The 26,731-nt window shown below is 42.1% G+C and carries 27 protein-coding genes; 7 read left to right on the top strand and 20 right to left on the bottom strand.

The genetic code is table 11. The annotated features are described in order from the left end of the window. Positions 1-57: 57 nt before the first annotated feature. The 3 genes from ACFQV5_RS05940 to ACFQV5_RS05930 form a co-directional block, all read right to left on the bottom strand. Positions 58-285 (bottom strand): hypothetical protein, encoded by a 228-nt coding sequence (locus ACFQV5_RS05940; RefSeq protein WP_379244608.1) that lies wholly within the window; start codon positions 283-285, stop codon positions 58-60. A gap of 78 nt (positions 286-363) precedes the next feature. Beyond that, positions 364-891 (bottom strand): DUF2179 domain-containing protein, encoded by a 528-nt coding sequence (locus ACFQV5_RS05935; protein ID WP_379244606.1) that lies wholly within the window; start codon positions 889-891, stop codon positions 364-366. 124 nt (positions 892-1,015) lie between these two features. Beyond that, positions 1,016-1,669, bottom strand: a complete 654-nt coding sequence (locus tag ACFQV5_RS05930; protein ID WP_379244604.1) for a TetR/AcrR family transcriptional regulator — start codon at positions 1,667-1,669, stop codon at positions 1,016-1,018. Positions 1,670-1,953: 284 nt separating this feature from the next. Here ACFQV5_RS05930 and ACFQV5_RS05925 point away from each other — a divergent pair, with 284 nt between their 5' ends. Continuing rightward, positions 1,954-3,483, top strand: a complete 1,530-nt coding sequence (locus ACFQV5_RS05925; RefSeq protein ID WP_379244602.1) for a DHA2 family efflux MFS transporter permease subunit — start codon at positions 1,954-1,956, stop codon at positions 3,481-3,483. Positions 3,484-3,614: 131 nt separating this feature from the next. Here ACFQV5_RS05925 and ACFQV5_RS05920 read toward each other — a convergent pair whose 3' ends face one another. The 7 genes from ACFQV5_RS05920 to ACFQV5_RS05890 form a co-directional block, all read right to left on the bottom strand. Then, complete coding sequence (locus ACFQV5_RS05920) at positions 3,615-4,091, bottom strand: DinB family protein (protein WP_379244600.1); 477 nt, start codon at positions 4,089-4,091, stop codon at positions 3,615-3,617. A 164-nt stretch (positions 4,092-4,255) separates the two neighbouring features. After that, positions 4,256-5,950 (bottom strand): M3 family oligoendopeptidase, encoded by a 1,695-nt coding sequence (locus tag ACFQV5_RS05915; RefSeq protein ID WP_379244598.1) that lies wholly within the window; start codon positions 5,948-5,950, stop codon positions 4,256-4,258. A gap of 100 nt (positions 5,951-6,050) precedes the next feature. Beyond that, positions 6,051-6,827: a sporulation protein gene (locus ACFQV5_RS05910; protein ID WP_379244596.1), complete on the bottom strand. Its 777-nt coding sequence runs from the start codon at positions 6,825-6,827 to the stop codon at positions 6,051-6,053. Between the two features lie 147 nt (positions 6,828-6,974). After that, positions 6,975-8,030 carry an LLM class flavin-dependent oxidoreductase gene (locus tag ACFQV5_RS05905; protein ID WP_379244594.1) on the bottom strand — a complete coding sequence of 352 codons (1,056 nt, stop codon included), beginning with the start codon at positions 8,028-8,030 and terminating at the stop codon, positions 6,975-6,977. Positions 8,031-8,046: 16 nt separating this feature from the next. Continuing rightward, entirely contained in the window at positions 8,047-8,988 is a 942-nt protein-coding gene (locus tag ACFQV5_RS05900; RefSeq protein WP_379244592.1) for a ring-cleaving dioxygenase, read from the bottom strand. Positions 8,989-9,092: 104 nt separating this feature from the next. Then, a complete protein-coding gene (locus tag ACFQV5_RS05895; RefSeq protein ID WP_379244590.1) occupies positions 9,093-9,545 on the bottom strand; it encodes a MarR family winged helix-turn-helix transcriptional regulator in 453 nt (150 codons plus the stop codon). 349 nt (positions 9,546-9,894) lie between these two features. Beyond that, positions 9,895-10,503 carry a LysE/ArgO family amino acid transporter gene (locus ACFQV5_RS05890; protein WP_379244588.1) on the bottom strand — a complete coding sequence of 203 codons (609 nt, stop codon included), beginning with the start codon at positions 10,501-10,503 and terminating at the stop codon, positions 9,895-9,897. 123 nt (positions 10,504-10,626) lie between these two features. Here ACFQV5_RS05890 and ACFQV5_RS05885 point away from each other — a divergent pair, with 123 nt between their 5' ends. Continuing rightward, positions 10,627-12,066, top strand: a complete 1,440-nt coding sequence (locus tag ACFQV5_RS05885) for an aminotransferase-like domain-containing protein (protein WP_379244586.1) — start codon at positions 10,627-10,629, stop codon at positions 12,064-12,066. 160 nt (positions 12,067-12,226) lie between these two features. On the opposite strand, the gene thrC is transcribed toward ACFQV5_RS05885, so the two are convergent. The 4 genes from thrC to trxB all read right to left on the bottom strand — a co-directional run bounded on the left by thrC (position 12,227) and on the right by trxB (position 16,037). Beyond that, positions 12,227-13,480: a threonine synthase gene (gene thrC / locus ACFQV5_RS05880; RefSeq protein ID WP_379244584.1), complete on the bottom strand. Its 1,254-nt coding sequence runs from the start codon at positions 13,478-13,480 to the stop codon at positions 12,227-12,229. Between the two features lie 329 nt (positions 13,481-13,809). Further along, entirely contained in the window at positions 13,810-14,448 is a 639-nt protein-coding gene (locus ACFQV5_RS05875; protein WP_379244582.1) for an O-methyltransferase, read from the bottom strand. Beyond that, entirely contained in the window at positions 14,435-14,830 is a 396-nt protein-coding gene (locus tag ACFQV5_RS05870) for a hypothetical protein (protein ID WP_379244579.1), read from the bottom strand. The genes ACFQV5_RS05875 and ACFQV5_RS05870 overlap by 14 nt, the downstream gene beginning before the upstream one ends. A 280-nt stretch (positions 14,831-15,110) precedes the next feature. Further along, positions 15,111-16,037 (bottom strand): thioredoxin-disulfide reductase, encoded by a 927-nt coding sequence (gene trxB, locus ACFQV5_RS05865; protein ID WP_379244577.1) that lies wholly within the window; start codon positions 16,035-16,037, stop codon positions 15,111-15,113. Positions 16,038-16,332: 295 nt separating this feature from the next. Here trxB and ACFQV5_RS05860 point away from each other — a divergent pair, with 295 nt between their 5' ends. Continuing rightward, positions 16,333-16,995: an ArsR/SmtB family transcription factor gene (locus tag ACFQV5_RS05860; RefSeq protein ID WP_379244575.1), complete on the top strand. Its 663-nt coding sequence runs from the start codon at positions 16,333-16,335 to the stop codon at positions 16,993-16,995. Between the two features lie 78 nt (positions 16,996-17,073). Here the strand turns inward: ACFQV5_RS05860 and trxA are convergent, their stop codons facing one another. Then, on the bottom strand, positions 17,074-17,391 hold the full coding sequence (gene trxA / locus ACFQV5_RS05855) for a thioredoxin (RefSeq protein WP_379244573.1): 318 nt from the start codon (positions 17,389-17,391) through the stop codon (positions 17,074-17,076). A gap of 351 nt (positions 17,392-17,742) precedes the next feature. Between trxA and ACFQV5_RS05850 the strand changes: the two genes are divergently transcribed. The 4 genes from ACFQV5_RS05850 to ACFQV5_RS05835 are packed head-to-tail and all read left to right on the top strand — an operon-like array spanning position 17,743 to position 21,799. Beyond that, positions 17,743-18,750 (top strand): iron-siderophore ABC transporter substrate-binding protein, encoded by a 1,008-nt coding sequence (locus ACFQV5_RS05850; protein WP_379244570.1) that lies wholly within the window; start codon positions 17,743-17,745, stop codon positions 18,748-18,750. Positions 18,751-18,755: 5 nt separating this feature from the next. Continuing rightward, complete coding sequence (locus ACFQV5_RS05845; protein ID WP_379244568.1) at positions 18,756-19,823, top strand: FecCD family ABC transporter permease; 1,068 nt, start codon at positions 18,756-18,758, stop codon at positions 19,821-19,823. Positions 19,824-19,862: 39 nt separating this feature from the next. Then, positions 19,863-20,909: a FecCD family ABC transporter permease gene (locus ACFQV5_RS05840; protein WP_379244566.1), complete on the top strand. Its 1,047-nt coding sequence runs from the start codon at positions 19,863-19,865 to the stop codon at positions 20,907-20,909. A gap of 53 nt (positions 20,910-20,962) precedes the next feature. Beyond that, positions 20,963-21,799 (top strand): ABC transporter ATP-binding protein, encoded by an 837-nt coding sequence (locus tag ACFQV5_RS05835; protein ID WP_379244564.1) that lies wholly within the window; start codon positions 20,963-20,965, stop codon positions 21,797-21,799. A 184-nt stretch (positions 21,800-21,983) separates the two neighbouring features. Here the strand turns inward: ACFQV5_RS05835 and ACFQV5_RS05830 are convergent, their stop codons facing one another. The 5 genes from ACFQV5_RS05830 to ACFQV5_RS05810 all read right to left on the bottom strand — a co-directional run bounded on the left by ACFQV5_RS05830 (position 21,984) and on the right by ACFQV5_RS05810 (position 26,701). Then, complete coding sequence (locus ACFQV5_RS05830) at positions 21,984-23,186, bottom strand: MFS transporter (protein ID WP_379244562.1); 1,203 nt, start codon at positions 23,184-23,186, stop codon at positions 21,984-21,986. Between the two features lie 59 nt (positions 23,187-23,245). Continuing rightward, a complete protein-coding gene (locus ACFQV5_RS05825) occupies positions 23,246-24,421 on the bottom strand; it encodes an MFS transporter (RefSeq protein WP_379244560.1) in 1,176 nt (391 codons plus the stop codon). Positions 24,422-24,486: 65 nt separating this feature from the next. Beyond that, a complete protein-coding gene (locus ACFQV5_RS05820) occupies positions 24,487-25,266 on the bottom strand; it encodes a dienelactone hydrolase family protein (protein ID WP_379244558.1) in 780 nt (259 codons plus the stop codon). Between the two features lie 30 nt (positions 25,267-25,296). Next, positions 25,297-26,163 (bottom strand): aldo/keto reductase, encoded by an 867-nt coding sequence (locus ACFQV5_RS05815; protein ID WP_379244556.1) that lies wholly within the window; start codon positions 26,161-26,163, stop codon positions 25,297-25,299. Between the two features lie 208 nt (positions 26,164-26,371). Further along, positions 26,372-26,701 carry an ArsR/SmtB family transcription factor gene (locus ACFQV5_RS05810; protein WP_379244554.1) on the bottom strand — a complete coding sequence of 110 codons (330 nt, stop codon included), beginning with the start codon at positions 26,699-26,701 and terminating at the stop codon, positions 26,372-26,374. Between the last annotated feature and the right edge of the window lie 30 nt (positions 26,702-26,731).

Here is a 26,731-nt window from a genome sequence, read left to right as displayed (position 1 = left end):
GCAGTAGTCTTTGAGAAGTTCAAACCCGTAAATAAATTAGTATGCTGGGAGTTCTCTTTAAATATATAATTGATTTTTTCGAAATAAGGCAATAAAAAAAGCGCCATCGTCTCCGATCCGCTTTTTATGTTTATTCTTTTGCAATTGTTCTTGTTTTGTCGGCAATATTCTTACATGCTGTGATAAAGCACCGTAATCATCGTTTGTCTTCCGCAGATTCGCAGCACACCAGTTGCCGGCACGTTCGGCTTTGCGAATGGCCTTCTGAGTTTTGGTACGAGCCATCGTTCTTCACACTCCTTTATGGGTTTACCCTTCTTATTTTACAGTATAAACCCAACATATGGAACGTATGAGTTACGATTATCTGCGTCCTTCCGTAAGTCTTACCCAGAACCCGCCTTTAAAACTTTTAGGCTCATGAGAGATGATAAAGGCACCCGGAGATAGTTGCTTTAATGTATCCATCAATCGTCTTTCATTATTTCTTTTTACGAGCACTTGGAGTACAAGACGCTTACCATCTTTGCCGTCTGCCGTCCATGAAGTGACACCATAGCCCTTTTCACGCAGTTTAGCAGGCAGCTCCATTTCTAGCGAATCCACAATAACCTGAACAACGAGGTATCCAAGAGCCAAATACTCTTCGATACGGCTTCCTAAATAAACCCCTAACCCAAAACCGAGACAGTAGGCAGCCATATTAATAGGATTGTCCACATTTTGCAAAACTAGATTCAAGCCTACCAGATACACAAATACCTCAATCATCGCCAGGATGGAAGCAAGTCCTCTTCTCCCCTTGATCATCAAGATTAGACGAAGTGTAAAGATAGAGACATAAACGACATTAATTCCGATTATGGATGCAATCAATGTAAATGAGATCATCTTATTTTTATCTTCATCTCCTTAGTACAAACAAAGAGGTTCCTTCATCTATATATAACCAGATTAGCATTCCAATACACAAAATTACTCAAAGGAAAGCGATCATTCTTCTGATCGACGCAAGTTAAATAGAATATCCATCTTCTTCACTTTCTAAAAACATGCTTTTTTTAGGCTCTTTATATATGGTCGAGGGGTCCCCAAAGACAAGTCTAGAAATAATTAGAGAAACCTCTTCCGGACTCTCTTTCATTCCTGTATCCAACCAATGTTGTATCACTCCAAGCTGTGCCGATATAGCGTATGCTGAAAGGTATCCGAGGGGGACGATTAGATCCTCTTCTTTCAGATGCAATAATATACCCTCAGCCATAATGTCACGCATGACACTCTTAAGTTTTACATGAAAAGCCGGATCTCCTTTTGCTCCCAAAATAACGGTCATAAATTCCGCATTCTCCTGAAGATATTCAAACAGTTCTGTAACAACAGGTATCGGTTCATTCATAAAGTCGAACCTCGGTATATCCTCTCGCTTTAATAGCTTCTTCTTGCTTTTGGTTTGTCTGATCCCTTCCATAATTTCTTCTTCACTTTGCTCAAGTAGATCGTACTTATCCCGATAATGCAAATAAAATGTACCTCTATTAATATCGGCTCTTGTCGTTAGATCGCTTACCGTAATTTCATCAAACGTTTTTTCTTTCATTAATGCAGTCAATGCATCACGTAAAGCTTTTTTTGTTCTAACAATTCTTCGATCAACGTTCTCTTTCATTTTTCTCACCCCTTATCATATGTAAAAATTTAAATATTAGACACCATAACGTTTACTTGTTCAGAATGTAACAATTCTGCTCTAATTGTTTATTGCAATGATGAATATGTGTAATTATAATAGACTTCATGACTTTTAATAAACAAGATGTTTATTAACATAGTATCTTTACGTATCATTTCCGAGAAATGATGTTAAAAACATGGAAGCGTCGTGAGTGAAGGAGGGGTGAATAACGCCTTCCAATTTTTGTTTACTTTTATCGAATCACTGGAGGAGAAATTATGGAAAATACGAATGGTCGATCTAGAACCTCGACCTCGCCTTTTGGCATCATTGCTATTCTTTTGACGGGAGCATTTGTTGCTCTCTTAAGTAACACCCTGCTAAATATTGCACTGCCTTCGATCATGAAGGAATTTAATATTCAGAGTGCATCCACTGTACAGTGGCTTACAACAGGCTACATGCTGGTGAACGGTGTCATGATTCCGTCTACTGCATTTCTGATTCAACGCTTTTCTGTCAGACATTTGTTCTTAACCGCCATAAGCTTGTTTACTCTAGGTACTATGCTCGGTGGATTCGCTCCATCGTTCCCAATACTATTAACTGGTCGTATGGTGCAAGCGTCCGGCGCTGCAATTATGATGCCGCTGCTCATGAACGTGATGCTGACCAGCTTCCCAATTGAGAAGCGTGGTGGTGCTATGGGGATGTTTGGTCTGGTTATGATCTTTGCCCCAGCGATCGGCCCAACACTTTCAGGCTGGATTATCGAACACTATGTATGGAATATGCTCTTCCACATCATTTGGCCAATTGCCATCGTGGTTCTGATTCTTGCATTCTTCAAGCTCAAAGATAAGAAAGAGAAAGTTGCAATCAATGTGGATTCCCTCTCGATCCTCCTATCTAGTATCGGATTCGGTGGTATTTTGTACGGCTTTAGTACTGCCGGTAATACCGATAAAGGCGGCTGGAGCAACTCAGAGGTGTATATCACGCTTGGTATCGGTTTGATTGCGCTAGTCTGGTTTATTCTTCGTCAATTTAAATTAAAGCAACCAATGCTTGATTTCCGAGTCTATAAATATCCTATGTTTGCCTTATCTTCAGTCATTTCTGTTGCGGTAAACATGGCGATGTTCTCAGCGATGCTGCTTATGCCGATCTATCTACAATCCATCCGCGGCATTTCACCTATGGATTCAGGGTTACTTATGCTACCCGGTGCTATTGTTATGGGTATTATGTCGCCAATTACCGGTAAGCTATTCGATAAGTTTGGTCCCAAAATACTTAGTATGGTCGGGTTAACTATTACCGTTGTAACGTCATACTTCTTTAGCCAATTGTCACTTGAAACATCGTACAACACGCTGATTCTTATGTATACCTTCCGGATGTTCGGAATGTCCATGGTTATGATGCCGATCATGACCAACGGCTTGAACCAACTTCCAATGCGTTATACACCTCATGGTACAGCCATGAACAGCACGTTGAACCAAGTGTCTGGTGCAATCGGTACGGCACTGCTTGTCACTGTAATGTCTACTCGCACGCAGACACATATTGAAAATATGATGGAATCAGCAATGGCAAAACTAACGAGCAAACCTTCTGCGGAAGAGCTTGCTACGCTTAAGCAGCAAGTGATCGCGCAAGGTACAATTGAAGGGATTAACGATTCCTTCCTCGTATCGGTTTGCATCATTGTAGTGGCATTTGTTCTTGCCCTGTTCATCAAGCGTGCGAAGCCTGCTGTGGACAAAGATGCAGACAAGGCTCCTACTGTCCAAAAAGCATAACCTTAGCTTTTCTTGAGGCTCCTGATCATTCAGGAGCCTTTTTATATTATCACACGAAAGAAGCGGCCTCATCCCGCTTCGTACTGCAGGTAGAGACCGCTCCGATCTTTCAATATATTTCGGAAATATGGTTACGCACGTTCCTGCTCAATAACCTTCAGCATGCTTGAAATATTCCCGATATGCATAGCCTCATGAATCAACGTAAAGTTAACCATTTCTCCGGCTGTTTCAAAGTGCATCTTACCCAAATCAATCGGCTGTTTCAGCGGCTGCTCAAGGGCGCTTGCCGATAAACCTGCCAAACGCTCAAGCTGGCCTGAAATATTCTGAATCAATTCTTCCTTCGTAGGAGGAGTTATTGTCCAGTCCGCAGGCTTCGTTCCCGTATTAAACAACCCGATATAGGATTCAGGAAGCTCAAAATCGTATGGAACCGAAATCGAAAGGAACTGATTCAAACTTACCACAATATGACCTACATGCCAGCGGATGGTGTTGTTAAACTGCGCAGGTTGAATATCGAATAATTCCTCCGGTATAGACTGAATTTTCTGTAATGCCATCTGATGCACTAATTTAGCTGTGTTTAAGATATCTTGAGACATCAATATTCCTCCATTCAAAAAATAATTTATATGAGTAATACATCAGTTTAACGCCTTCATCTTCAAACTGCAAATTCTCTACGGAAAAGAGCCAAGCGAAGATAAGATATTAATCTTTTCCTCACTTGGCTCTCACCAATCACATAAAATATTAAACTAATTAATTAAAGTGCTTTATCATCCACACTGTTCAACCAGTTCTCAATATCTCCAACAACAGAAGCTACTGTACCATCCTCAAATGGAGATGTAAGTCCTGCATATTTCACCAATTCAACAAACGACTTGCTACCGCCAACTTGGCATAATTTTAGGTAATCAGCCCAAGCCGCTTCGTAATTCTCATGCAAGCGAACCCAGAACTGGAAGGCGCAAATTTGAGCCAATGTGTAATCAATATAGTAGAACGGCGATTTGAAAATATGTCCTTGTCTTTGCCAGAAACCGCCATTCTCTAAGTATTCATTACCCGCAAAATCACGATGCGGCAAGTATTTTCGCTCAATTTCACGCCATGCCGCTTTACGTTCAGCCGGTGTTGCATCCGGATTCTCGTACACAAAATGCTGGAATTCATCGACTGACACGCCGTAAGGAATGAACTCAAGGCCGGATGACAGATGACTGAATTTATACTTGTCTGCATCTTCTTTAAAGAAGAGGTCCATCCAAGGCCAAGTGAAGAACTCCATACTCATGGAATGAATTTCACAGGCTTCATAGGTAGGAAAATGATACTCCGGCACATCGAGACCACGGCTTTCGTACACTTGGAACGCGTGACCGGCCTCGTGCGTGAGTACGTCAATGTCCCCGGAAGTTCCGTTAAAGTTAGAGAAAATAAACGGTGCTCGGTAATCCGGTATATACGTACAGTATCCACCAGCCTGCTTGCCTTTCTTGCTCACCAGATCCATCAGTTCATTGTCTACCATAAAGGTAAAGAACTCATTCATCTCCGGCGACAATTCGCTGTACATTTTTTTGCCGTTCTCTACGATCCATTCTGGATCACCTTTCGGCGTCGCATTTCCGGATTTGAATGTAAATCCCTCATCGTAGAACAACAGGTCATCAACGCCAATACGGCTGCGTTGGCGCTCCTTCAGCTTCGAGGCAATAGGTACGATGTAATCTTGTACCTGTTGTCTGAAATTAGCGACCATATCTGCGTTATAATCGGTACGAGCCATACGAGCATATCCTAGCTCAACAAAATTGTTATATCCAAGTTTTTTTGCGATTTTGGTCCGTACTTTAACCAGGTCATCATAAATTCGATCAAAATCCGCCTCATGCTCAGCCATGAATTGATAACGTGCTGTAAACGCACGCTGACGCACTTCCCGGTCTGTGGACAATTCATAAGGAGTCAACTGGGAAAGCGTAAGCTCTTCGCCATCAAAAGGAATCTTGGCAGAAGCAATCAACTGGTTGTACTCTGTTGCCAACTTATTCTCAAGCTGTAAGTCCTCAATCACTTCTGGACTGAAAGTATTAAGCGATAATTCTGCCAGAGCGAACAGCTGACGTCCCCATTTCGCTTCTAGCTCTGAACGGAACTTAGAATGAACAAGAGCACGATAATAATCAGTTATGTATTCCTGGATCACTGGTTCTGCTTCATCCATAAAGTCCTGTTCAGCCTTATAGAACTGATCGTTCGTATCAATCGAATGACGGATGCTGGCCAAGGTCGATTGGGTATCCACATTTTGACGCAACTGATTGATGGCTGACATAACCTCATCTTGTTCTTCGAACGTAGACGCTGCTTCAAACTGTTGAAGCAACTCTTTAAACCGCTGTTCAATTTCCTTCATGTCCGGACGCTTATACGGATATTCAGTAAACTTCATATATAGACCATCCTTTCTAGTTATAGAGTATATCTATTATACTAGAAACGATAATTATTAATACCATAAATTTCAATTATTCGGTTGTCGCAATGATCAATTATCGTGTCTTTGAATCTATCAATTCTTCTAATAGACCAGCAATATGGTCAGCTCCCTTTTCTAAATCAGAGCTGTCAAATGTCAGCCAGGCGTGGCGCTCATTCATATCGAATGATTGCTCCAACCATCCGGAAAGACCTCTTCCTCTTCGATCCACCTCCACAAGAACAGACAATCCATCTCGCTCCAGATGCATGATCAACTCAAGCTCCTTTACGCGGTGAGCAAATTCTCTCCCCGGGTAAAATTCAATTTCTTGCACAAAAGGTATTCCTCTGCCCAGGCGTGAATGATACTCACAGGTTGCTTCTTTAAATCGGAAACCCAGCTTTGACACTGCATCAAAAACAACCGCTGCATATGGATGTGGAGTAACTTCAATAAAATCTCGATCCTTAGGATCAATCGCATTCTCAATATCTAGGCCTGTGCGCAGCCACACGGGTTGTCTGGAAAGTGTAAGGGGTGTCTCCAGTGGTAAAGGAAACTCGAATGGAATCTCTAGCTTCTCCCCCGGTTGAACAATCAGTTTATCCGATGCTCTGATTTTAGCCAAAGTGAAGGATTCTGAATACTTCTTATCGTTACTTTCTCTAGTGTATTCTGTCATCAGCTTAATGTAGATTTTATCCACATTCTGCTCTACATTTCCACCTGTAATATGAATAACTCCTCTTATATCTTCACCGGGATAATACGCTGACTTCTCGAGACGTGTATCGACTTGAACAGCTCCAATTCCTACACTAGCAAGTATCTTATTAAAAAAAGACAACCCAACTCCCCCTTGTTATTCAAGATATTGAAGTATACGCATCCTACTATCTAAGGTTTCATGTGAATTAAAATAAAAAAAGACACGGATTTGTTGTCCGTGTCTTTTTCGGAAAGCTGTTTTTTTATTGTAGAATTATGTTAAAAATCATTTTGCTGTATGCTTCTTAACCGCAGGTATAATTTCAGTTGCAATCAATTCAATATTCTTCATGATTTTCTCAAACGGCAAGCCGCCAAAATCAATTTCTGCTAAAAACCGCTGTTGTCCGTACAGCTCATGTTGGTATAACATCTTCTCGATAATTTGCTGCGGACTGCCCACCATTAATGCATCACGATAGTCGGTGGACTGCGTAAACTGCTGTTTTGGATAACCGCTGCCTTTCAATGCAGCCATACCTGAGTTGATATGTGGATAATATTCACGCAGGGCATCTTGTGAGTTCTGCGCAGTATAGAATAAGCTTGATGTCGCAATCGGTAAAGTGGAAGGATCAAATCCTCCTAATGATGCTGCTTCTCGGTATGCATCCACTGAACGTTTAAAATTAATCGCTGGACCACCAAGCGTCGTTAACATCATCGGAACCCCTGCATAACCTGCCTTGATCGCACTAGCCGGTGGGCCTCCGACTGCCCTCCAGATCGGTATTTTTCCACTTTGAGGCTGTGGAAGAATGGTTGCATTTTTAAGTGGTGCACGGAACTGGCCTTCCCACGTTACACTCTCTTCCTCATTCAGTTTAATTAACAGGTCCATTTTCTCTTCGAACAGTTCTTCATAATCACGCACATCATAACCGAGTAAGCTGTAAGCGCCAATCCGCGAGCCACGACCAGCAACGATCTCAGCACGACCTCTGGAGATCAGATCCAGTGTTGCAAAATCCTCATATACACGTACCGGATCGGATGTGCTGAGCACGGTTGCTGAGCTTGCAATCTTAATATGGTTCGTCGCTTGAGCAATTGCACCGAGAATGACCGTGTGTGCCTGTGTTGTAAAATGCTCCTGATGGCTCTCACCTACAGCATACACATCAAGTCCCGCTTCATCAGCTAGCTTGCCGGCCTCAATAATTTCATGGATACGCTGTTCTGCGCTTATCCGTTTTCCCGTAAACGGATCAATTAAATGCTCTCCGATCGAATACAGACCAAACTCTATTCCTTTATGGGTATCAATGCGATATTGTTCCATGCTACATCTCTCCCTATTAATCTAATGGTGTAAGTCCTGCTTCTATTTCTTCGCGTCTATCCTCCAGGAATGGTGGTAGATCAAGTTCTATTCCAAGCGATTCGACACTTGAATCTGCCGTAAATCCAGGTCCATCCGTGGCGATCTCAAATAAAATACCATTAGACTCACGGAAATATAGGCTTTTAAAATAATAGCGGTCAACGATTCCCGAAGAGCTGAGACCTCTAGCTTTAATAGCCTCATCCCAGAATGTGAGCTCCTCATCATTCTTCACGCGGATTGCCAGATGATGAATACTTCCCCGACCGGGTCTTTCACGTGGACCATCTTTCTGTTTCACCAATATCTCACCAAGAACCTCTCCGCTGACGGACTGATAAATCGCTTCTTCTTCAGAACGAGATACTTCGGTATACCCAAACATATCCTTTAGCGTCTTAGCCATTGTATCTATACTTCGTACGGTCATTTCGACGGTTCCCATGCCTAGGATGCGATACTCTTTAGGAACGACAGAATCTTCCCAAGCTTCCCAATATTCCGGTATATCTGCACCCTGATTATTAATTAATATGAGCCGCAGACCTTCTGGATCTTCAAATGGAAGTGCTTCTCTGCCTGCATAGGTTGTAATGTCTTCATGTTTCACGTTTAATGCCACGAACCGTTCCTTCCAATAATCTAAACTTTGCAAGGAAGGAACCAGCAGTCCGATCCCCGTGATCGCATTCGTACCACGAACGGTACTTCCTACGATTGGCATTTCAAAGAATGATAGTTCTGTACCTGCGCTCCCCGTCAAATCTCCATAGAATAAATGATACATGGAAGGGTCATCCTGGTTGACGGTCTTCTTCACTCGGCGCAAGCCAAGTACCTCTCGATAGAATTGATTGTTAAGCTGGGCGTTTTTTGTAATCATTGAAATATGGTGATGTCCTGGAATTTGATGCATATGAATTCCTCCTCATTTTATAACTTGATTAATCAAGTGATGTTGTAAAAAATTTTTGTAGCCCTATCCATTTCATGTACTCGTGAATGAAGCAGCAATAGTTTCTATGAAATGGATTCAGGCGGTATCTCTTTTTTCTCACTATGCTTATGAACACGTGTCATTAAGGTATATAATGTCTTCTTCTCTTCATCCGTCAATACATCATCAAAGAATGAGGATTGGAACGCTAACTGTTCAGGCATAGCTTTCTCTAAGATGGCTGTTCCTTGTGCAGTTAAAGAAATCGTCTTCGTCTTCCAATCTTGCTTCCGTTCTATATACCCTTCCTTCTCAAGACGGGCGAGCATGCGTGATATTCCACCTTGTGTTACGGTTACTTTCTCAGCAAGCTCCATTTGTGTTAATGGCTGATACACATGAATCTGCGCAAGTACATCGAATTGTGCTGTTGTAAGATCAAATCGCTTTAGGAACTCATTCGACATCTGGTTACTCTGGTTCGTGAAACGCATCAATCGCAGCCAGATTAATGAGCCAATCGTATTATTCTGCATTGCATTTTCCCTCCCCAGTGTTGTTGTTAAGATCACTTTACCACTCAAGTGATAAAAAAGCAAGTTAATAATCGAGTCCTAGACGAATCCTTAGAGCCTATTTCCACTTTGAACGGGTTACAAGAATTAGAGATTTCTAATCGATTCCCTACAAAAGAATACGCAAGGTTATCCGTATCTCTTCCTCATACGGTGTGTGAAAAATTTGAGCCATACGTTTCTTTATCACAAACTATTTATGGTAACGATGTTATGGTCGTAGGTAAACGGAAACCTCTCCTAAACTCAACGCACGATAAACTTAAGCTTGAAAAATACGAAGAGCAGTTTAAAGCACTTCAGAACACATTCAGATAATAGCTTTCCCCATATAAAGCGCCGTGATCCAAATAATGATGGCAGATACTTTATTTAATAGGTCTAGAAATCTTCCTGTGGTGTCCAGTCTTCTTATCATCCGCCCTGTTACACATAATCCATGAAACCAACACCAGGATACAAGAATGCATGTGAGTGTGAAGATTACTTTATTTACTCCCTCATATATAAGAGAGACCGAACCAATAACTCCGATTGTGTCCAGAATGGCATGCGGGTTTAATAATGAAACGGATAACGTGAATACTACCTGTTTTCGGACAGTCATCTGGAGCGCCTGATTATCTGATTGTATATTGGACTTGGCAAACCAAGTCTGAAACCCCATATACGTTAAGAAGAGAACGCCGATGATCAACATTGCAAGACGCAGCCAATCGTACTGCATCACGATGACCGAAACACCCAGAACAGCAAGTAGAATAAGTGCGGTATCACATATCGCAGCCGTGAGCGCTGCAGGCCATGCTTTTTTGAAGGATGGCTGAATCGCTCCCTGATTAAAAATAAACACATTCTGTACCCCAAGCGGCAATATCAACCCTAGTGCCAATAGTAGTCCATGAAAAAATGGTTCCATACGATGCCCCCTTATGTTTAGTTCAGTATAATGAAATAGACTAAGGAATTGATCATCCAATAGACGCTCCACTAACCCAACCAATTTCTGAATCAATACTGACACGGAAGGACTTTTTCTCGTATGTATATCGATTGGAAACCAGACCGTTCATCCAACCAATCACTGCACCAGCAGATTGTAGATTGGATGCAGCAACACATTATCCGGGGTGATTGGCCGGTTGGAACAAGGCTTCCATCCCAGCGCATACTTGCAGACACTTTTGATGTAAACCGGAGCACGATTATCTCAGCCATCGATGAGTTAATCGCAGACGGATTGCTCGAAACGAAAGCTGGATCCGGCACTTTTGTCTCTAATAACACATGGAATGTGCTTATCTCTACTAAACGTCTTGACTGGAAGAACTATGTACAGAGCGGCATTCATGAGCCTAATCTGACAACCATTCAGGACATTAATCATTATGAAACGGATCCTCATATGATCCGCTTAGGAACGGGCGAGCTCTCCCCATCCCTCTTGCCTACCCATCTAATCGAAGCAACTTTTCATACCACATCGTTTAAAACCCTCTCCTTAGGCTACTCCGAGCCTAAAGGAGATAAGCGGCTTCGCCAGTATATATGCGACTATTTGCAGACTAAGGGGATCACGACAAGCATCAGTTCCATCATGATCGTATCAGGCGGGCTGCAAGCACTCCAACTGATAGCCGTTGGCTTACTTCAGAAGGGATCCATGATACTTCATGAGTCCCCCTCCTATATAAATTCGGTTCACCCTTTTCAATCGGCGGGCATGCATTTAGTTGGCTTACCGAATCAAGGTCAGGAACGAATTCCTGAACAGATCAAACGAATCCACAAGAAACAGAAAGCATCACTCTTTTATACGATTCCAACATTCAACAATCCAACCAATACGACTTGGACGCATGAAGAACGATTAGAGCTTTTATCCATATGCCAACAAGAACAGATCCCAATTATAGAAGACGATGTATACAGTGATTTATGGTTCGACCAAGAACCCCCGAGATCGTTGAAATCGCTCGATACAGAGGGCCTTGTTCTTTACATTGGGAGCATGTCCAAAACATTAAGCCCTGGCTTACGTATTGGATGGATTAACGGTCCCGTGACCGTTATTGACCGATTAGCAGATATTAAAATGCAAACCGACTATGGTTCCAGTGCGCTTTCTCAGCACCTTGTGGCCGAATGGTTAGCGAGTGGACAATATGCTCAGCATGTAGCGTGGCTACGGCATAAGCTTAGAGAACGTAGAGACTTTACCCTATCTCTTCTCAATCAGCATTTTAAAGGCATAGCCGAATGGGACGTTCCACAAGGCGGATTTTACATCTGGTTAAAATTAAATAAACCTATAGTGAATCGATACCTTTTTCAACAAGCGATAAAAGAAAACATACTGATTAATCCGGGCTTCATATATGAACCTCAGAACAATTCACACCTTCGAGTCTCATACTCCTATGCCTCGAAGGAACAATTAGCTTATGGTATTGAAACCTTGGCAAAGATAATTCAAAAGTAAAAAATCTTAGCCTTAAAATCGTTAGTTAATTCTCTTAATAAAATTCATCTCTTTATCTAAGTACCTTAATAAAAGAAATCGCTAAATCCACCGAAATAAAGAATGGCTTCACCCTTAGTAATAAAGGGCGAAGCCATTTCTTTTTTCATATTCACTGACTTTATATTATTTGCTCCATAATGCTATCAATAGAAAGAGAGCTCGTAATAATTCTATTAGAATATGGTTGTTCCTTTTCAATGTGATACATACGAAGTGCATCCGTATCTTTCAAAATATGACCTGTCAAGATGCAAGCCACGGTTTCATCTTTATCGATTACCTTTTGCTGTATTAACTTTTTGACCCCTGCCACAGTCGCAGCTGAAGCAGGTTCACAACCAATACCAGATGCATCGATAACTGCCTTAGCATTTAAAATTTCGTCATCTGTGACAGACATTGCTACTCCATTGGTCTTTTGGAGCGTACGCATGGCCTTGCGCCAACTTGGAGGATCTCCAATATTAAGAGCAGAGGCCAAAGTGTAAGGATGTGGTTCTGGTTCAAGTACATTTTTTTGAGCAGTTATCATCTTATAGAAAGGACTGGCTCCATCGGCCTGAATAACCGCAACACGTGGCAGTTTATCAATAAAACCCAAGGCAAACAGATCAGACAACCCTTTTCCTAAAGCCGATACATTACTTAACGCTCCTCCAGGTACCACAATCCAATCAGGCAGCTCCCAATTCAGGTCTTGAGCAAGTTCATAAACAATACTTTTTTGACCTTCAATCCGAAAAGGATTGATCGAATTACAGATATATAAACCGAGTGATTCACTGCTTTCTTCCAAAAATTTAATTCCATTATCATATGTACCTTCAAAGGAAAAAATATTTGCACCATACGCTAAGGTCTGCAACACTTTATTCAAAGAAATATTTTTATCTGGTACAAATACATAGGATTTTTGTTGTGCGATGGCTGCATACATGGCTAATGAAGAAGAGGTGTTTCCTGTCGAAGTACAAGTAAATCTGCTATACCCTAATGATTTACCATGTGTAACCGCAACGGTCATGCCATTATCCTTAAATGAACCACTGGGATTTTCACTTTGTGCCTTTATCCATACTGATCTTGCCCCCACATACTGCTCTATCGTTTCAGGACTGTAAAGTCCGGTATTCCCTTCATATTTAGAAACAACTAGTTCATCTTCAACCTCTGGAAAAATGAGTTCTTTATATCTCCATACACCACTAGCATATATCGATCTACGATCAGATAACCGCTGTTGAAAAAGTTGCTTTAGTTTGTCTGTATCGACCGAACTAAAATCTTGTTGGATATCCAGCATTCCATTACAGAAACATGTGTAACGAAATTCGGTAAACACCTTATTACAATTTATGCAGATATATTTCATATTTTTTCGATAAACTACGTTCGTCTATCTTATCCTCCTCTATTTTCTCCGACTTGGTTTGCTCCCATGCTTCCTCTATATGCAGATTGGTCTTACAAAAAAAGTAAATGATTTTCCACTATATTACACTAAAATGATCCAGTTTGATAGAATGTTATATATATTTTAATTAAAGAAAATAGCGGTCTGTTCGTTAAATCCTTCTAAAGAAGAATGGCTTCACCCCATAGTAATAAAGGGCGAAGCCATTCGAAGAATTTCTAATATATTCGTCTTCACTTCATTTTAAAAATGGTACTCTCAATCCACTCCCGTTTCCCTATCTCCTATTATTTCTTCACTCTTGAGATCGTCATTCCATCACCAATTGGAATAAGAAGCGATTCTAACTTCGGATGGTTCGCTACGGTCTCATTGAACTTCTTCATTAATTCCGTATATCGTTTAGGATTCGCATCTTGATCAGCGACACTACCCCCAGCAAGTACATTATCTGTAACGATGATTGCCCCCGGTTCTGCAAGCTCAATGCAATATCTCAAGTAATTTTCATAATTACCTTTGTCAGCATCAATAAAGAAAAAATCAAATCTCTTCTGATCTTTAGTCAGATTTTCAAGACTTTGCAGGGCCTCTCCCGTCATATATGATACTTGATCGCCAAAGCCTGCCTTGGCTAGATTGGTATATGCTAACTTCGCGTATCTCTCCTCTAATTCAAGAGAAGTTAAATGTCCTTCTTTACCGAATCCTCTGGCAAGACAAATCCCGCTGTACCCTCCAAGTGCACCAATCTCCAGAACATCTTTAGCTTCTGAAATGGATACCAGCATGGTTAGAAGTTTTCCGGCGGATGAAGATACCGAAATAGAGGGCATTCCGTTTTCTTCAATGGACGTAATAACTCCCTCCAAGATCGCATCTTGATTCGAAAACACAGAATCGATATACCCATTAATTTGTTTCATTAATATCGTTTCCCATCTCATCATGCTCGGAAGGCTGTTTACGCTTCAAAATGATATCATCTGCATTTTCATCACTACCGGGTATTTCCGTCACTTCATTCTCATGTATTTCAAATAATTGAGTAAATTCGCTGATTACCATATCAATTGCCTTTAACTCACCGACAAGAATCGGCTGAATAGACTGAAACTCTGGTTTTTCTAGTTGCTGCATAATGGTTAAACGCTTAAGCGTCAACCGCTCTAAAAAAGCAATTGCTCTTCCTCGACGAAAAGTCTTAGCTCCACGTTCGTGCGATCCCCCTCTTCCTTTATGACGTTCTCCACGATGATGTCCCTCTTTCTTAAATTCCTTAAATTCCTTAAATTTTTCATCTCTCATTTTATCTCTCACCTTTCGTTGTATGCATTTGTATACACTTCGTTGTACTTAATGGTATACATACGTATACAAAATGTCAACAGAAATTTCAAATAATAACCAATAGGTACTGCCAATATCACAATGAAGCTGTTGAGATAAAGTAGAAAAACCGAGCACATTCAGAAAATATCCTGACTGTGCTCGGCCTTCATTATGCCTTTTGAATTATTTTGTTATCTTCTATCTCATATACTTTATCCGCTACGCTCTCCAGCAGACGAACATCGTGAGTAATGAATTAGTGCTCCAAAGAATCGATAAACTTTTCGCTATCCATTGCTGCCATAGCCCCACTTCCAGCTGCTGTAATGGCTTGACGATAGCGGCTATCCTGTACATCTCCACATGCAAATACACCTGGGATATTCGTCAAAGATGTTCCTGGAACTGTAACAATATAGCCGTTTGCATCTGTTTCAATTTGGCCCTCTAAAAAACCAGTGTTCGGACGATGACCAATAGCTACAAAGACACCATCTGCATGAAGCATTCCAACTTCGCCGGAAATATTGTCTCGTACTTTCAGTCCCGTTACGCCACTCTGTTCTGCAACAACTTCAAGAGGTGTCTTGTTAAGTGCCCAATCAATTTTAGTATTCGAACGAGCTCGATCTTGCATAATTTTTGAAGCTCGTAATTCATCTCTACGATGGACTACAGTAACTTTAGAGGCAAATCGTGTTAAGAAGTTGGCTTCTTCCAACGCGGTATCGCCACCACCAACAACAATCACTTCTCTATTCCTAAAGAAAAAACCATCACAAGTGGCACAAGCACTTACTCCACGTCCTACATTATCCATTTCACCAGGTATACCTAAATACTTTGCACTGGCACCCGTTGAGATGATCAGCGTCTCCGCAACAAGTTCACCTTTATCCTGCACTTGAAGTCTAAACGGTCGTTCCTTCAGATCTATACTATCTACCCACCCGGTCATAAATGTAGCTCCAAAACGTTCCGCTTGTTTTCGCATATTATCCATTAGCTCAGGACCCATAATACCGTCAGGAAATCCTGGATAATTCTCAACTTCCGTTGTTGTAGTGAGCTGTCCGCCTGGCTCAGGTCCTTCAATGACGAGAGGACTCATGTTTGCACGAGCCAAGTAGATCGCTGCTGTTAGTCCTGCTGGACCCGTTCCAACAATTACGGATTTATACATATTCTCTCCCCCAGTCTTGACTGTATTTACAGTAGAAAACTACATTGATATAATTATTATATTCAATTGATTAATTGAATTATAACGAATGGCTGTATTTTCGTCAATACCAGGTCCCTTAACCGAAATGGCTATCACTTGACTAAACTTAGGTACATGTTAAAATTCCATTATTCAATTGAGTAACCTTAATCTAGTTATGGAATGATAATGTAACATTTGAATAGATAGAGGAAATAATATCGGATACGATCTGCGACACTTTAACTTATAAAAAGAATCGAGGTTGATAAGCATGGAGGATATTCTAAACTCTGCGAAGCTTTTTAAAGAAGATCTTTACAAGCAATTGGCTAGAATCGGAAAATGTTTGTCTAGTGATAAACGTCTTGAAATCTTGAATATTTTAACCAATGGTCCTAAAACTGTAGAAAAAATAGCTACCTGCACAGATATGAATATTGCGAATGTATCCCGTCATCTTCAAATTCTACTGGATGCAAAGCTTGTTAAATTCACAAAAAAAGGGACCTTTATGATCTACTCTTTAGCTGATCCTGAAATCATTGATTTTCTTTCATCCTTATGGCGAATCAGTGAAAAGCAACTTCCAGATATCAATAAAATGAAAGATGATTTCATGAATAACCTTGATGATGTTCATACACTTACGATGGATGAAGTTATGGAAAAACTAAATAATTCCTCCATGGTTCTGATTGATCTGCGCCCTAAAGAAGAGTTTGAAATCGAGCATATTAAAGGAGCCATTTCAATTCCGATGGAGGAATTAGATGTTCTAATGCGGGAATTACCAAAAGACTCAGAGATTATCGCTTATTGCAGAGGTCCACTATGTATATATTCAGCACTTGCTGCACAAAAATTGCAGTCTGAAGGGTTCACCGCTTATCGGATGGTGGAAGGCTTGAATGAATGGCAGGAGCACTTCCAATGAGAATGATTAACATAAGAAAGACCCGATAGAAGCCACTTTCAAAGTGTCCCTCTTTCGGGTCTTTCTTTTATCTAAATATTAATTTACAAGGCTTAGAATTTTATCTTTAAGAGCTTGCTTCTGAGTAACTCCCACCAATGTCTCAGCTAGTTTACCATCTTTAAATAACAGTAATGTAGGAATGCTTCTAATTCCATATTGAGTAGCTATTTCTGATTCTTCGTCAACGTTAACTGTAGCAAGTGTTGCTTGTGCCCCTAGCTCATCCGCTAATTCATGTACAATTGGAAGCTGGATCCGGCAAGGTCCACACCAAGATGCCCAAAAATCAACTAAAGTCACTCCATCTTTAATGTTTGATTCAAACGTCTGTTTTGTTAAAGCTACTGCTGCCATAATAAAAACCTCCCCTTCAATACTATTCAATTGATTAATTGAATTATAATGAGTAATTATATTTTAGTCAAGCCTGTTTTGTTATGCTCCAAAGCGTGAAAAGCAAAAAAACATCCGTCCGCTCATTTAGAAGCGAATGGATGTTTATAATAAACATCCCTAGTCGCTACCACGATCATAAATATCCATTTCCACTCCTAAATTTTTCACAAACAAAACACCACAATATATCCCAGTGTTAGCGACTTTATTGACAAAATAGATAAATCCCAAATATCATAATATAATGAAAGTGATAATGATTATCATTACCTTATAATATTAAAGTTTCGAGAGGGGATTATATCAGTAATGAAGAAACATCTAAGTTCAACCAGATTACTCAGTTTCATCATGGTTATTATTGTAGCCATTGGATTATCTGGATGTGGTTCTGATACAAGTAAAGAGTCTGAGACTAATTCAAATAAAGAATCAAGTGACTTTACGGCTGCTACGATTGAAACAAAATTCGGTAAAATAGAGATTAACAAAGAGCCTACACGGATTGTCGCCCTTGGCTGGGGTGACGCAGAAACAGCTTTAGCACTTGGAGTAGAACCTGTTGGTGCTAGTGACTGGCTTGCTTTTGGTGGTGAAGGTGTGGGTCCATGGTTAAAAGGCGCTTATAAGACTGCACCGACCATTCTCGGAACGATGGAACTCGATTATGAGCAAATTGCCTCACTAGAGCCAGACTTAATCTTAGATGTTAGATCTTCCGGGGATCAAGAACGTTACAACCGCCTTTCTGAAATTGCGACAACCGTCGGTGTTCCTGAAGGTGGCGATAATTACTTGACCACTTACCAACAACAGGTTCAAATCATCGCAAAAGCCCTTGGCAAGGAAGCAGAAGGAGAACAGTTACTGAAAGATATTGATACTGCTTTTGAAAAGGCAAAACAAGAATATCCGCAATTTGCTGACAAAACAGTTGCTGTAGGGGCATACACATCTGAAGGTTGGGGAGCATATGTAAATGGTGATGCTCGTGTTGATTTTATGACCAAGCTAGGATTTAAAAATAAAGAGGAAATTGAACAACAAGCAAACGGTGCTTTCTATGTACAAGTAGCAGACGAGCAATTAGAGCTCTTTGATGCTGATTTAACCGTCGTTATCCCGATTTGGGTGGACACAGCAGAAATAACGGACAATCCTCTTTATCAAAAAATCCCTTCAGTTACTGAGGGAAGATCAGTAATTATTGACGGTGACTATGCAGATGCCTTCTCAGCAGGTACTGCACCAGCCTTACTATGGGCAGTTGAACAATTGCCATCTATGTTTAATAAAGCCTTAGAAGGCGGGGAGTGAGATTATTGACAGCAAGTAAGCAGTCAAATGGTGAATCAAAAAAAGTAACAGAAAAAAAACCAATTACTGCCTTACGATTGCAACGGATAATCGGATTAGTCTTCGCCTTATTCCTTTTAGTGGTGGTTGTCTTCCTAAGTCTCATGATTGGATCTAAACCACTGTCCATTGGTACAGTATGGGAAGCTTTATTCTCTTCTCCTACAAATAGCTATGACTATACAATTATTCATGAGTCTCGATTACCTCGAACCATTATCGCCCTTGCTGTTGGACCGGCCTTTGGTCTAGCAGGGGCTGTGATTCAGGCTCTAACACGTAATCCATTAGCTGACCCTGGCATTCTTGGAGTGAATGCAGGGGCAGCTTTTGCTGTTGCATTGGCTGTAGGCGTTTTTTCTATTACATCGATGTCGAGCTATATATGGTTTGCACTCGCTGGGGCTCTTATTACCACCATTGCCATATATTTTATCGGTGCCGGTGCAGGCAAGAAATCGCCAACACCGGAACAAATCACTCTGGCTGGGGTGGCATTGGCTGCAGCATTGAACGGAATAACAACTGCTTTATCTTTAATAGATAGCCGAGCATTTGCTGGAATGTTGAGCTGGAGAGTTGGTTCCATAGCAAGAAAAGGTCTGGAGGATCTCTGGACGATTACCCCATTTCTCGTTGTAGGTGCAATATTAGCTTTTATAATTGCTCCAGCATTAAATGCTATTGCATATGGTGACGATCGCGCCTCCTCTCTTGGCGTCAATGTAAACTTAACTCGGATACTTGGTCTTATTTCCATCACACTATTAGCGGGCGGTGCAACGGCTATTGCGGGCCCTATTGTTTTTCTCGGTTTAATGGTTCCCCACCTTGTGAGGTGGTTTATCGGTCCAAATCAACCATGGATATTTCTCTATTCCGTAGTCCTGGCCCCAATGATTTTACTTCTATCTGATATTATTGGGAGGGTCGTCATGTCTCCAGCTGAGGTTCCGGTCGGAATCATCACAGGATTTGTCGGTGCCCCTATTCTACTCATCCTTATGAGGCGGCGAAAAGTGATTGGTTTATAATGACGGAACTACGATTTAACAGTAAAAGGAGTGCATTTCATGGGGCGCATTGATTTTGGCAGAAAATATTTGCAGCTAAAAGGTCCCGTTAAGTTGCGTTTAGATGTCAGAAGCATGGTTGTTACTGCCATTGTTCTCGCAGCTGTACTAGCCATCGCCTTATTTGCTCTTATGGTTGGAACACTTAAATTAAGTGCTCCAGAAGTATTTTCTGCACTTTTTGGTGAATTGACAGGAATTAAGCGAACGGTTGTCATGGAATGGCGATTGCCGAGGATACTAGCCGCTATTGTTTTTGGAGCAGGTTTAGCGATAAGCGGATCGATTTTTCAATCCATTACCCGAAACCCTTTGGGATCACCTGACATCCTTGGGTTTACTTCAGGCTCGTATACAGGAGCCTTGATCGTGATGCTAGTCTTCAAGTCGATGTCCTTTTCTACGATCGCCATGGGGGCACTGATAGGAGGATTTGCAACAGCACTTGTCATTTATTTATTTGCATTTCGCCAAGGCACTCAGGGATTTCGATTGATTATTGTCGGTATTGCCATTTCGACCATTCTAGGCAGTGTCAATTCCATGCTGCTTCTTCAAAGTCAATCTGAGGTTGCATTAACGGCTGGTGCTTGGGGAGTAGGTTCACTTAATGGAATCACTTGGGAGCATACCCTTCCAGCTATCCTCGCTGTATGTGTGCTGATTATTTTTGCAATGGGTATGAATCGCCCTCTCCGTGAAATGGAGCTCGGCAGAGATGTTGCCAAGTCACATGGTGTCCGTTTCGAAGGGTCGCAATTGTTATTGCTTGTGATTGCTGTGGCCATCACTGCATCTGCAACAGCCATAATGGGACCCATTACCTTTGTAGCATTAGCTGCTCCACAAATCGCCATACGTTTTACAAAAACGTCAGAAAGTCTTGCTCCTTCGGCGGCTGTCGGTGCTTTTATTTTATTAAGTGCTGATGTGTTGGCACAGAGAATGATTCCTGGAATGATTCTCCCTGTAGGTGTACTGACATTATCTGTTGGGGGCTTGTATTTGGTTTGGTTATTGTTTCGTCAAGCACGTTCTACCGCATAAAGACAAAACTGCGGACTTTTGTTATTCCTATTTTGAAAGAGGTTGTCATTCATATGGTTAAAACAAACTCAGACATTCAAAACCAAACGATCTCACAAAAACGTTCCAGGCTCGGAGTTGAAAATGTTACTACCCAATACGACCATCGAGTGATTTCCCAAAATCTCTCGATTGAGATACCGGACCAATCCTTTACGGTCATTATCGGGCCAAATGCATGTGGGAAGTCTACTCTTTTACGTACCCTTTCCAATCTGATTAAGCCTACAGCAGGTCATGTGTTATTGGATGGAAAAAAAATAAGTTCCTATAAATCAAAGGAAGTGGCGAAAAAGCTCGGTCTTCTGCCACAATCATCAACTGCTCCTGATGGGATTACTGTTGCAAACTTGATAGCACATGGACGTTATCCTTATCAAAACCTTTTTCATCAATGGACGGAGGCAGATGAGGATGCTGTAGTTAAAGCAATGGAGTTGACCAATACAACGGAGCTTGCTGGCCGCTTCGTAGATGAGCTGTCGGGAGGCCAGCGCCAACGGGTGTGGGTCGCTATGGTGCTTGCCCAACAAACCCCCTTGCTTCTGTTAGATGAGCCGACCACTTACCTGGATATTGCCCACCAAATCGATCTACTTGAATTGTTTACAGATCTCAATGAACAAGGACATACACTAGTGGCTGTACTCCATGATTTGAATCATGCTGCCCGCTATGCTACCCATCTCATTGCCATGAAAGCAGGCAAAATTATCGCCCAAGGAAGACCATCCGACATTGTCACCGAAGAACTGATCGAAGAGGTGTTCGGCTTAAAGTGTAAGGTCATCGAGGACCCTGTCACCCATACACCGCTTATCGTCCCGCTCGGTCGGGAGAGATCTAAATAGGAAGTAAAATAAAAAAAGAGAATTTCACTTTTACAGAATATCTAAACTCTAGTTGCTAACGCAAAAACACCTCTAAGATCGACTCCATGTTCTCATGACATGGTTATTCTCTCTTAAAGGTGCTTTTTTTGATTTGCCTTACATTTTGGGTCAGTTCTTAGACTACTTGAATTAGAAAGAGACTTTACTGCTTGCTAGGGAAACCATGTCTCTTCGCACTCCAAGCGATAATCAAAGCAATAAGTAGCAGGATCAATAACGCGCCTGGAAAGGATTGAACTCCACTCCGCTCTAGCAACGCGCCACCAACAATTCCTCCGCCAGCGATAGCCAGATTCCATACTGTGGTGTTTATCGGCATAGCGATATCCACGCCTTCTTCACCGCTTGCATTAGCTTGGGCAGTTTGCAGCAGTGTCGCAGCACCGCCGAAGGTTAGTCCCCATAACGCAACTACCGTATAAACAATCGGTGCTGATGTGCTGCCTACCCATAGGGCAACGGACACAAGCGCAAAGCCAATTAGACTCATCAATACAAGAACGCGTAGCAAACGATCAATTAACAGTCCGACAATCCAAATGGAGATAAGTGCGGCTATTCCGAAGACCAGCAAGACAAGATCGACACGCTCTGAGAGTCCGATTGGCTCGAGAAAAGGTGAGATATATGTGTATAAGATATTGTGTGCTAGCATCCAGGTAAACACCACTATAAGAATTGAGCGTAAGCCGGGCATAACAAACACTTCCCTAACGGTCATTCTTTGATTTGAACTTTGCCCTGAATAATCTGGAACTTTCCATAGCACCCAACCAATTAAGACTAGAGTAAGAAGAGACATAAGTCCAAAAACGGCACGCCAACCAATCAAGTCACCGAGCATGGTGCCGAGCGGTACTCCGAACGTAAGAGCAATCGGAGTCCCCACCATCGCAACTGCCAAGGCACGTCCTTTCAAGGCTTCTGGCACCATCCGGCGTGCGTAACCGGCGAGCATTCCCCATGCAGCTCCAGCAGCCATGCCAGCGAAGAAACGAGCAATGAGTGTCAAGACATAACTGGCCGACAGGGCGGTTACGGTGTTAAATACCAAGAATACCGCAATGATGGCGAGTAACAGCGGTCGGCGCCTAAACCCGCTTGTAAACATGGCGAACGGAATTGCGGCTACTATGGAACCAATCGCATAAGATGTTACCAGTTGACCAGCCAACCCCTTAGAAATATTTAGCCCTTCCCCTATTAATGGGAGTAACCCCGCCGGGATCGTTTCAGTAAGAATGCAGATGAATCCTGTCATAGCAAGCGCCAGAAGAGCAAACCAGGGAAGCTTAACAGAAGCGTCAGCAGATTGAAGTTTACCCGCGGATGAAAGTTCGGACATTTTTTATTTTCTCCTTAAAATGTATTAAAAGCTCAGAATTATTATTTTTGCATAACCCTTTATCGTTTAGATTTAAATCCATATTTTTTCGCTTTAAATGCAACGATCAGAGCCAAAACCAAGATAATAAAGCCTACCCACGGGAATGAATTCACCCCTGCAGCATTCAATAATATTCCGCCTACGGCACCTCCACAAGCAATTGCAAAATTCCATGTCGTTGAACTTAACGACAATGCTATATCTACGGCCTCTTCATGGACGGCTTCGGCAACTGATGTCTGTAACAAAGATGCCGCACCACCAAATACAAATCCCCACAGAATAATAGCAATATAGATGCCAACTGGGAGGCTGCTACTGAAAGCGAATAAAAGAGTAACTAAAATAAATGCCACTAAACTCCCAAGTACTAAAGGACGTGAGTAACGATCGATTAACCTACCAATTAAAAATGTACTCACGATCGAAGCTATACCATATATAAGCAATAAGAATTCTATTTTATTGATGCCAAATGAAGAAAGTAATGGAGAAATATAAGTGTAAAGTATATTGTGAGCGGTCATCCAAGCCAGAACAACAAACAATATAGGACGTACTCCAGGTGTTCTAAATACTTTCATAACCGAAACTGAGTTTTTAGCAGACTGACCTGGGAAATCAGGTAATTTCCATAAAATCCATCCTATTAACGCAGCAGCGACTAAGGACACCGCTCCAAATAAACTGCGCCAACCAATAAGAGAACTAAGAAATGTTCCGAGAGGCAAACCAAAGGTCAATGCAATGGGAATCCCCATCATAGCGATCGACACGGCACGGCCTTTCAGTTCATCTGATACCATACGTCTCGCATACCCTGTAAGCATCCCCCACACAACACCTGCCGCTACACCTGCAAAAAAGCGAGCAATCAGCGTTAATATATAGATAGATGATATGGCCGTGATCGTATTAAAAACAAAGAAAGTGCCAACAGTCAGTAATAGAAGCGATCGACGTCTCCAATTTCGAGTAGCTGTGATGATCGGGACAGCACCTAGTACTGAACCGATCGCATAAACCGTGGTCAATTGACCCGCCATACTTTGTGATACACCGAGCCCTTGGCTTAATTGAGGCAGCAAACCGGCCGGCAGAATCTCTGATAGCAACGCGAGAAAACCTGTCATTGCCAAGGCTAGCAGTCCCGCTATTGGAAGTCGTTTGGCAGCATTTGCATTTGTGTTCATTTTCTTCCCCCTAAATACTTTTTCAGAACGAATATTAATATAAGATTATTGCTTCTCTAGACGGATCAAATCGAATGTATTTCCAGCTTTTCGTCAAACCAGATTAATGTACGATGCCACGCATCCTGAGCTGCTGCGGGATGATAGCTCTGCCGCTCATTACAGAAGAAACCGTGGTCGGCTTCTGGATAATAAACAATTGTATGATCGTTGTTAGACGCATTTAATGCTTGATCCACTTGCTCGACGACTTCTTTCGGAATCCCTCGATCCATTCCTCCAAAGAAGCCTAGTACAGGCACCTTGATCTGATTCGTTCTCTTCACTGGGGCAACCGGAAATTTAGGATTTTGAGAAGTCAGTCCTCCACCATAATAGACAACAGACGATTTAATTCTGTCGGAGAAATGGCTGGCAGTAAGGTAAGAAAGCATGCCTCCCATACAGTAACCGATGACACCAACTCTTGTTTCGTCTGCACCTTCCAGATCGGCAATATAGTCGAGAGATGCCTGAATGTCACCCATCGTTCTCTCTTCAGTCAGCGGTTCTCGGGCATTGGCTGTTGCCGGATATTCCGTATAGCCGAAGGTTTGCCACACCCCCGTGCGATAATACAAATCGGGTGACACGACAACATAGCCTTGTGCGGCAAAACGACGGGCTACATCCTGAATGTGACTGTTCACGCCAAATGCTTCTTGAATTAAAAGAATGACAGGGAGATTCGATTTTGAAACTCCTTTTGGCCTGACGATGAACAAGGGAATTTCTGCTGGAGAGCCGTCAGCGGGATCCCGCTTGGCGAAGACTTTGTCTGTTACTACTTCTGTAGGTAATAGCATGAACAACACACTCCTTTTTTCTGTGGTACCTTACTTTAATTGTGAAAGGGTATTGAAATCTTCATCGCTGAGCGTAATACCGGCTGCTGCAATATTCTCCTCCAAATGCGAGAGGATCGAAGTCCCCGGAATTGGCAGCATAACGGATGAACGTTTTAACAGCCAGGCAAGCGCGAGTTGAGCGGGCTTCGCATTCAGTCGCACAGCCATTTCATCAAGCGGACTTCCCTCACGTGCAAGCGCGCCCGTCGCCAGTGGAAACCAAGGAATGAAGGCGATGCCCTTCGCTTCTGCGTATTCGAGTACCGGCTCCGAATCACGTTTCACCAGGTTATACAAGTTTTGCACGGAAGAGATCGGCGTGATTTTCTCCGCTGCTTTCAACTGGTCCACCGTAACTTCACTAAGACCGATATGGCGTATTTTCCCCTCTTCCTTCAGATATACAAGCTCGCCAAGCTGTTCTTCGAGCGGCACTTTGGGATCGATTCGATGCAGCTGCATCAGGTCGATATACTCGAGACCAAGATACCGCAGGCTTAGTTCGACCTGTTGACGTAAGTATTCAGGACGTCCAACTGGGCGCCAGTCATCCGGTCCGGAACGAGTTAACCCCACTTTTGTAGCGATCACGAGATCTTCCCTATACGGATGAAGAGCATGCTTGATCAATGGTTCGGTGACGTGGGGGCCATAGGAATCAGCGGTGTCGATAAATGTAACCCCAAGCTCTACCGCTCGCTGCAAAACGCTTCGTGCCCCTTCCGGATCGGCGGGCTCTCCCCATATTCCAGGTCCAGTCAATTGCATCGTCCCATAGCCTAACCGATTGACCTGAAGATCCTTTCCTATTTTCAATTTACCGGAAGCTGCTGCCGTAATTTGTTGCTCAGACATATCATTTCCTCCCTTGGAAGTAGGTAAATTCGTTTATCAGTTAGATACTTGTCAAAGTATCTCATTGAGATTTATTTTTGTCAAGTTTTTCTATAAATTTAAATTGGTTAACAATGTACAGCTACACTCTAATGTTGCAGTGTCCTCAAGCAAACATAAAAAACCCCTCATGATCTCATGAGGGGCTAGTTGAATATTCATATCGAATTCAATCGGCGTATTTCATTCCATTCGCAAGGATTTCCGAGAGTTTATCCAGATAGGCACGAAGCGTATCGGATTGCAGAACAAGATTTTTAAACTTACCGTCGCGAATGACATAGATTAACCCTGCCGTCTCCAGCTCTTTAATATGGTGAGACATGGTCGGTGCGCTTACATTATGGGTACTTTGAAGTGTGCTGCAGGCAAGAGGGACTTGGGAAGCGCCGATTTCTTTTAGCATCTGGTATCGTCTCGGCTCGGCAAGAGCGCGGGAAATTAACGTGAACTGATGATCTGATAGTTTAGTCAACTGATGATCTGATAATTCAGCCATGAAAACTTCGCTCCTTTCTTGTGATTTCGT

Source organism: Paenibacillus sp. GCM10028914, from assembly GCF_042666275.1.
GTDB lineage: Bacteria > Bacillota > Bacilli > Paenibacillales > Paenibacillaceae > Paenibacillus_AQ.
The sequence above is the reverse complement of the archived record's forward strand: the minus strand, read 5'-3'. Positions and strand labels throughout refer to the sequence as shown.

Coding starts and splice junctions, on each gene's coding strand:
- ACFQV5_RS05925 (WP_379244602.1), top strand. CDS start 1,954: ATGGAAAATACGAATGGTCGATCTAGAACCTCGACCTCGCCTTTTGGC.
- ACFQV5_RS05895 (WP_379244590.1), bottom strand. CDS start 9,545: ATGCAGAATAATACGATTGGCTCATTAATCTGGCTGCGATTGATGCGT.
- ACFQV5_RS05860 (WP_379244575.1), top strand. CDS start 16,333: ATGGAGGATATTCTAAACTCTGCGAAGCTTTTTAAAGAAGATCTTTAC.
- ACFQV5_RS05940 (WP_379244608.1), bottom strand. CDS start 285: ATGGCTCGTACCAAAACTCAGAAGGCCATTCGCAAAGCCGAACGTGCC.
- ACFQV5_RS05930 (WP_379244604.1), bottom strand. CDS start 1,669: ATGAAAGAGAACGTTGATCGAAGAATTGTTAGAACAAAAAAAGCTTTA.
- ACFQV5_RS05920 (WP_379244600.1), bottom strand. CDS start 4,091: ATGTCTCAAGATATCTTAAACACAGCTAAATTAGTGCATCAGATGGCA.
- thrC (WP_379244584.1), bottom strand. CDS start 13,480: ATGAAATATATCTGCATAAATTGTAATAAGGTGTTTACCGAATTTCGT.
- ACFQV5_RS05840 (WP_379244566.1), top strand. CDS start 19,863: ATGGGGCGCATTGATTTTGGCAGAAAATATTTGCAGCTAAAAGGTCCC.
- ACFQV5_RS05825 (WP_379244560.1), bottom strand. CDS start 24,421: ATGAACACAAATGCAAATGCTGCCAAACGACTTCCAATAGCGGGACTG.
- ACFQV5_RS05820 (WP_379244558.1), bottom strand. CDS start 25,266: ATGCTATTACCTACAGAAGTAGTAACAGACAAAGTCTTCGCCAAGCGG.
- ACFQV5_RS05935 (WP_379244606.1), bottom strand. CDS start 891: ATGATCTCATTTACATTGATTGCATCCATAATCGGAATTAATGTCGTT.
- ACFQV5_RS05915 (WP_379244598.1), bottom strand. CDS start 5,950: ATGAAGTTTACTGAATATCCGTATAAGCGTCCGGACATGAAGGAAATT.
- ACFQV5_RS05810 (WP_379244554.1), bottom strand. CDS start 26,701: ATGGCTGAATTATCAGATCATCAGTTGACTAAACTATCAGATCATCAG.
- trxA (WP_379244573.1), bottom strand. CDS start 17,391: ATGGCAGCAGTAGCTTTAACAAAACAGACGTTTGAATCAAACATTAAA.
- trxB (WP_379244577.1), bottom strand. CDS start 16,037: ATGTATAAATCCGTAATTGTTGGAACGGGTCCAGCAGGACTAACAGCA.
- ACFQV5_RS05870 (WP_379244579.1), bottom strand. CDS start 14,830: ATGAGAGATGAAAAATTTAAGGAATTTAAGGAATTTAAGAAAGAGGGA.
- ACFQV5_RS05900 (WP_379244592.1), bottom strand. CDS start 8,988: ATGCATCAAATTCCAGGACATCACCATATTTCAATGATTACAAAAAAC.
- ACFQV5_RS05850 (WP_379244570.1), top strand. CDS start 17,743: ATGAAGAAACATCTAAGTTCAACCAGATTACTCAGTTTCATCATGGTT.
- ACFQV5_RS05890 (WP_379244588.1), bottom strand. CDS start 10,503: ATGGAACCATTTTTTCATGGACTACTATTGGCACTAGGGTTGATATTG.
- ACFQV5_RS05885 (WP_379244586.1), top strand. CDS start 10,627: ATGTATATCGATTGGAAACCAGACCGTTCATCCAACCAATCACTGCAC.
- ACFQV5_RS05875 (WP_379244582.1), bottom strand. CDS start 14,448: ATGAAACAAATTAATGGGTATATCGATTCTGTGTTTTCGAATCAAGAT.
- ACFQV5_RS05905 (WP_379244594.1), bottom strand. CDS start 8,030: ATGGAACAATATCGCATTGATACCCATAAAGGAATAGAGTTTGGTCTG.
- ACFQV5_RS05835 (WP_379244564.1), top strand. CDS start 20,963: ATGGTTAAAACAAACTCAGACATTCAAAACCAAACGATCTCACAAAAA.
- ACFQV5_RS05815 (WP_379244556.1), bottom strand. CDS start 26,163: ATGTCTGAGCAACAAATTACGGCAGCAGCTTCCGGTAAATTGAAAATA.
- ACFQV5_RS05830 (WP_379244562.1), bottom strand. CDS start 23,186: ATGTCCGAACTTTCATCCGCGGGTAAACTTCAATCTGCTGACGCTTCT.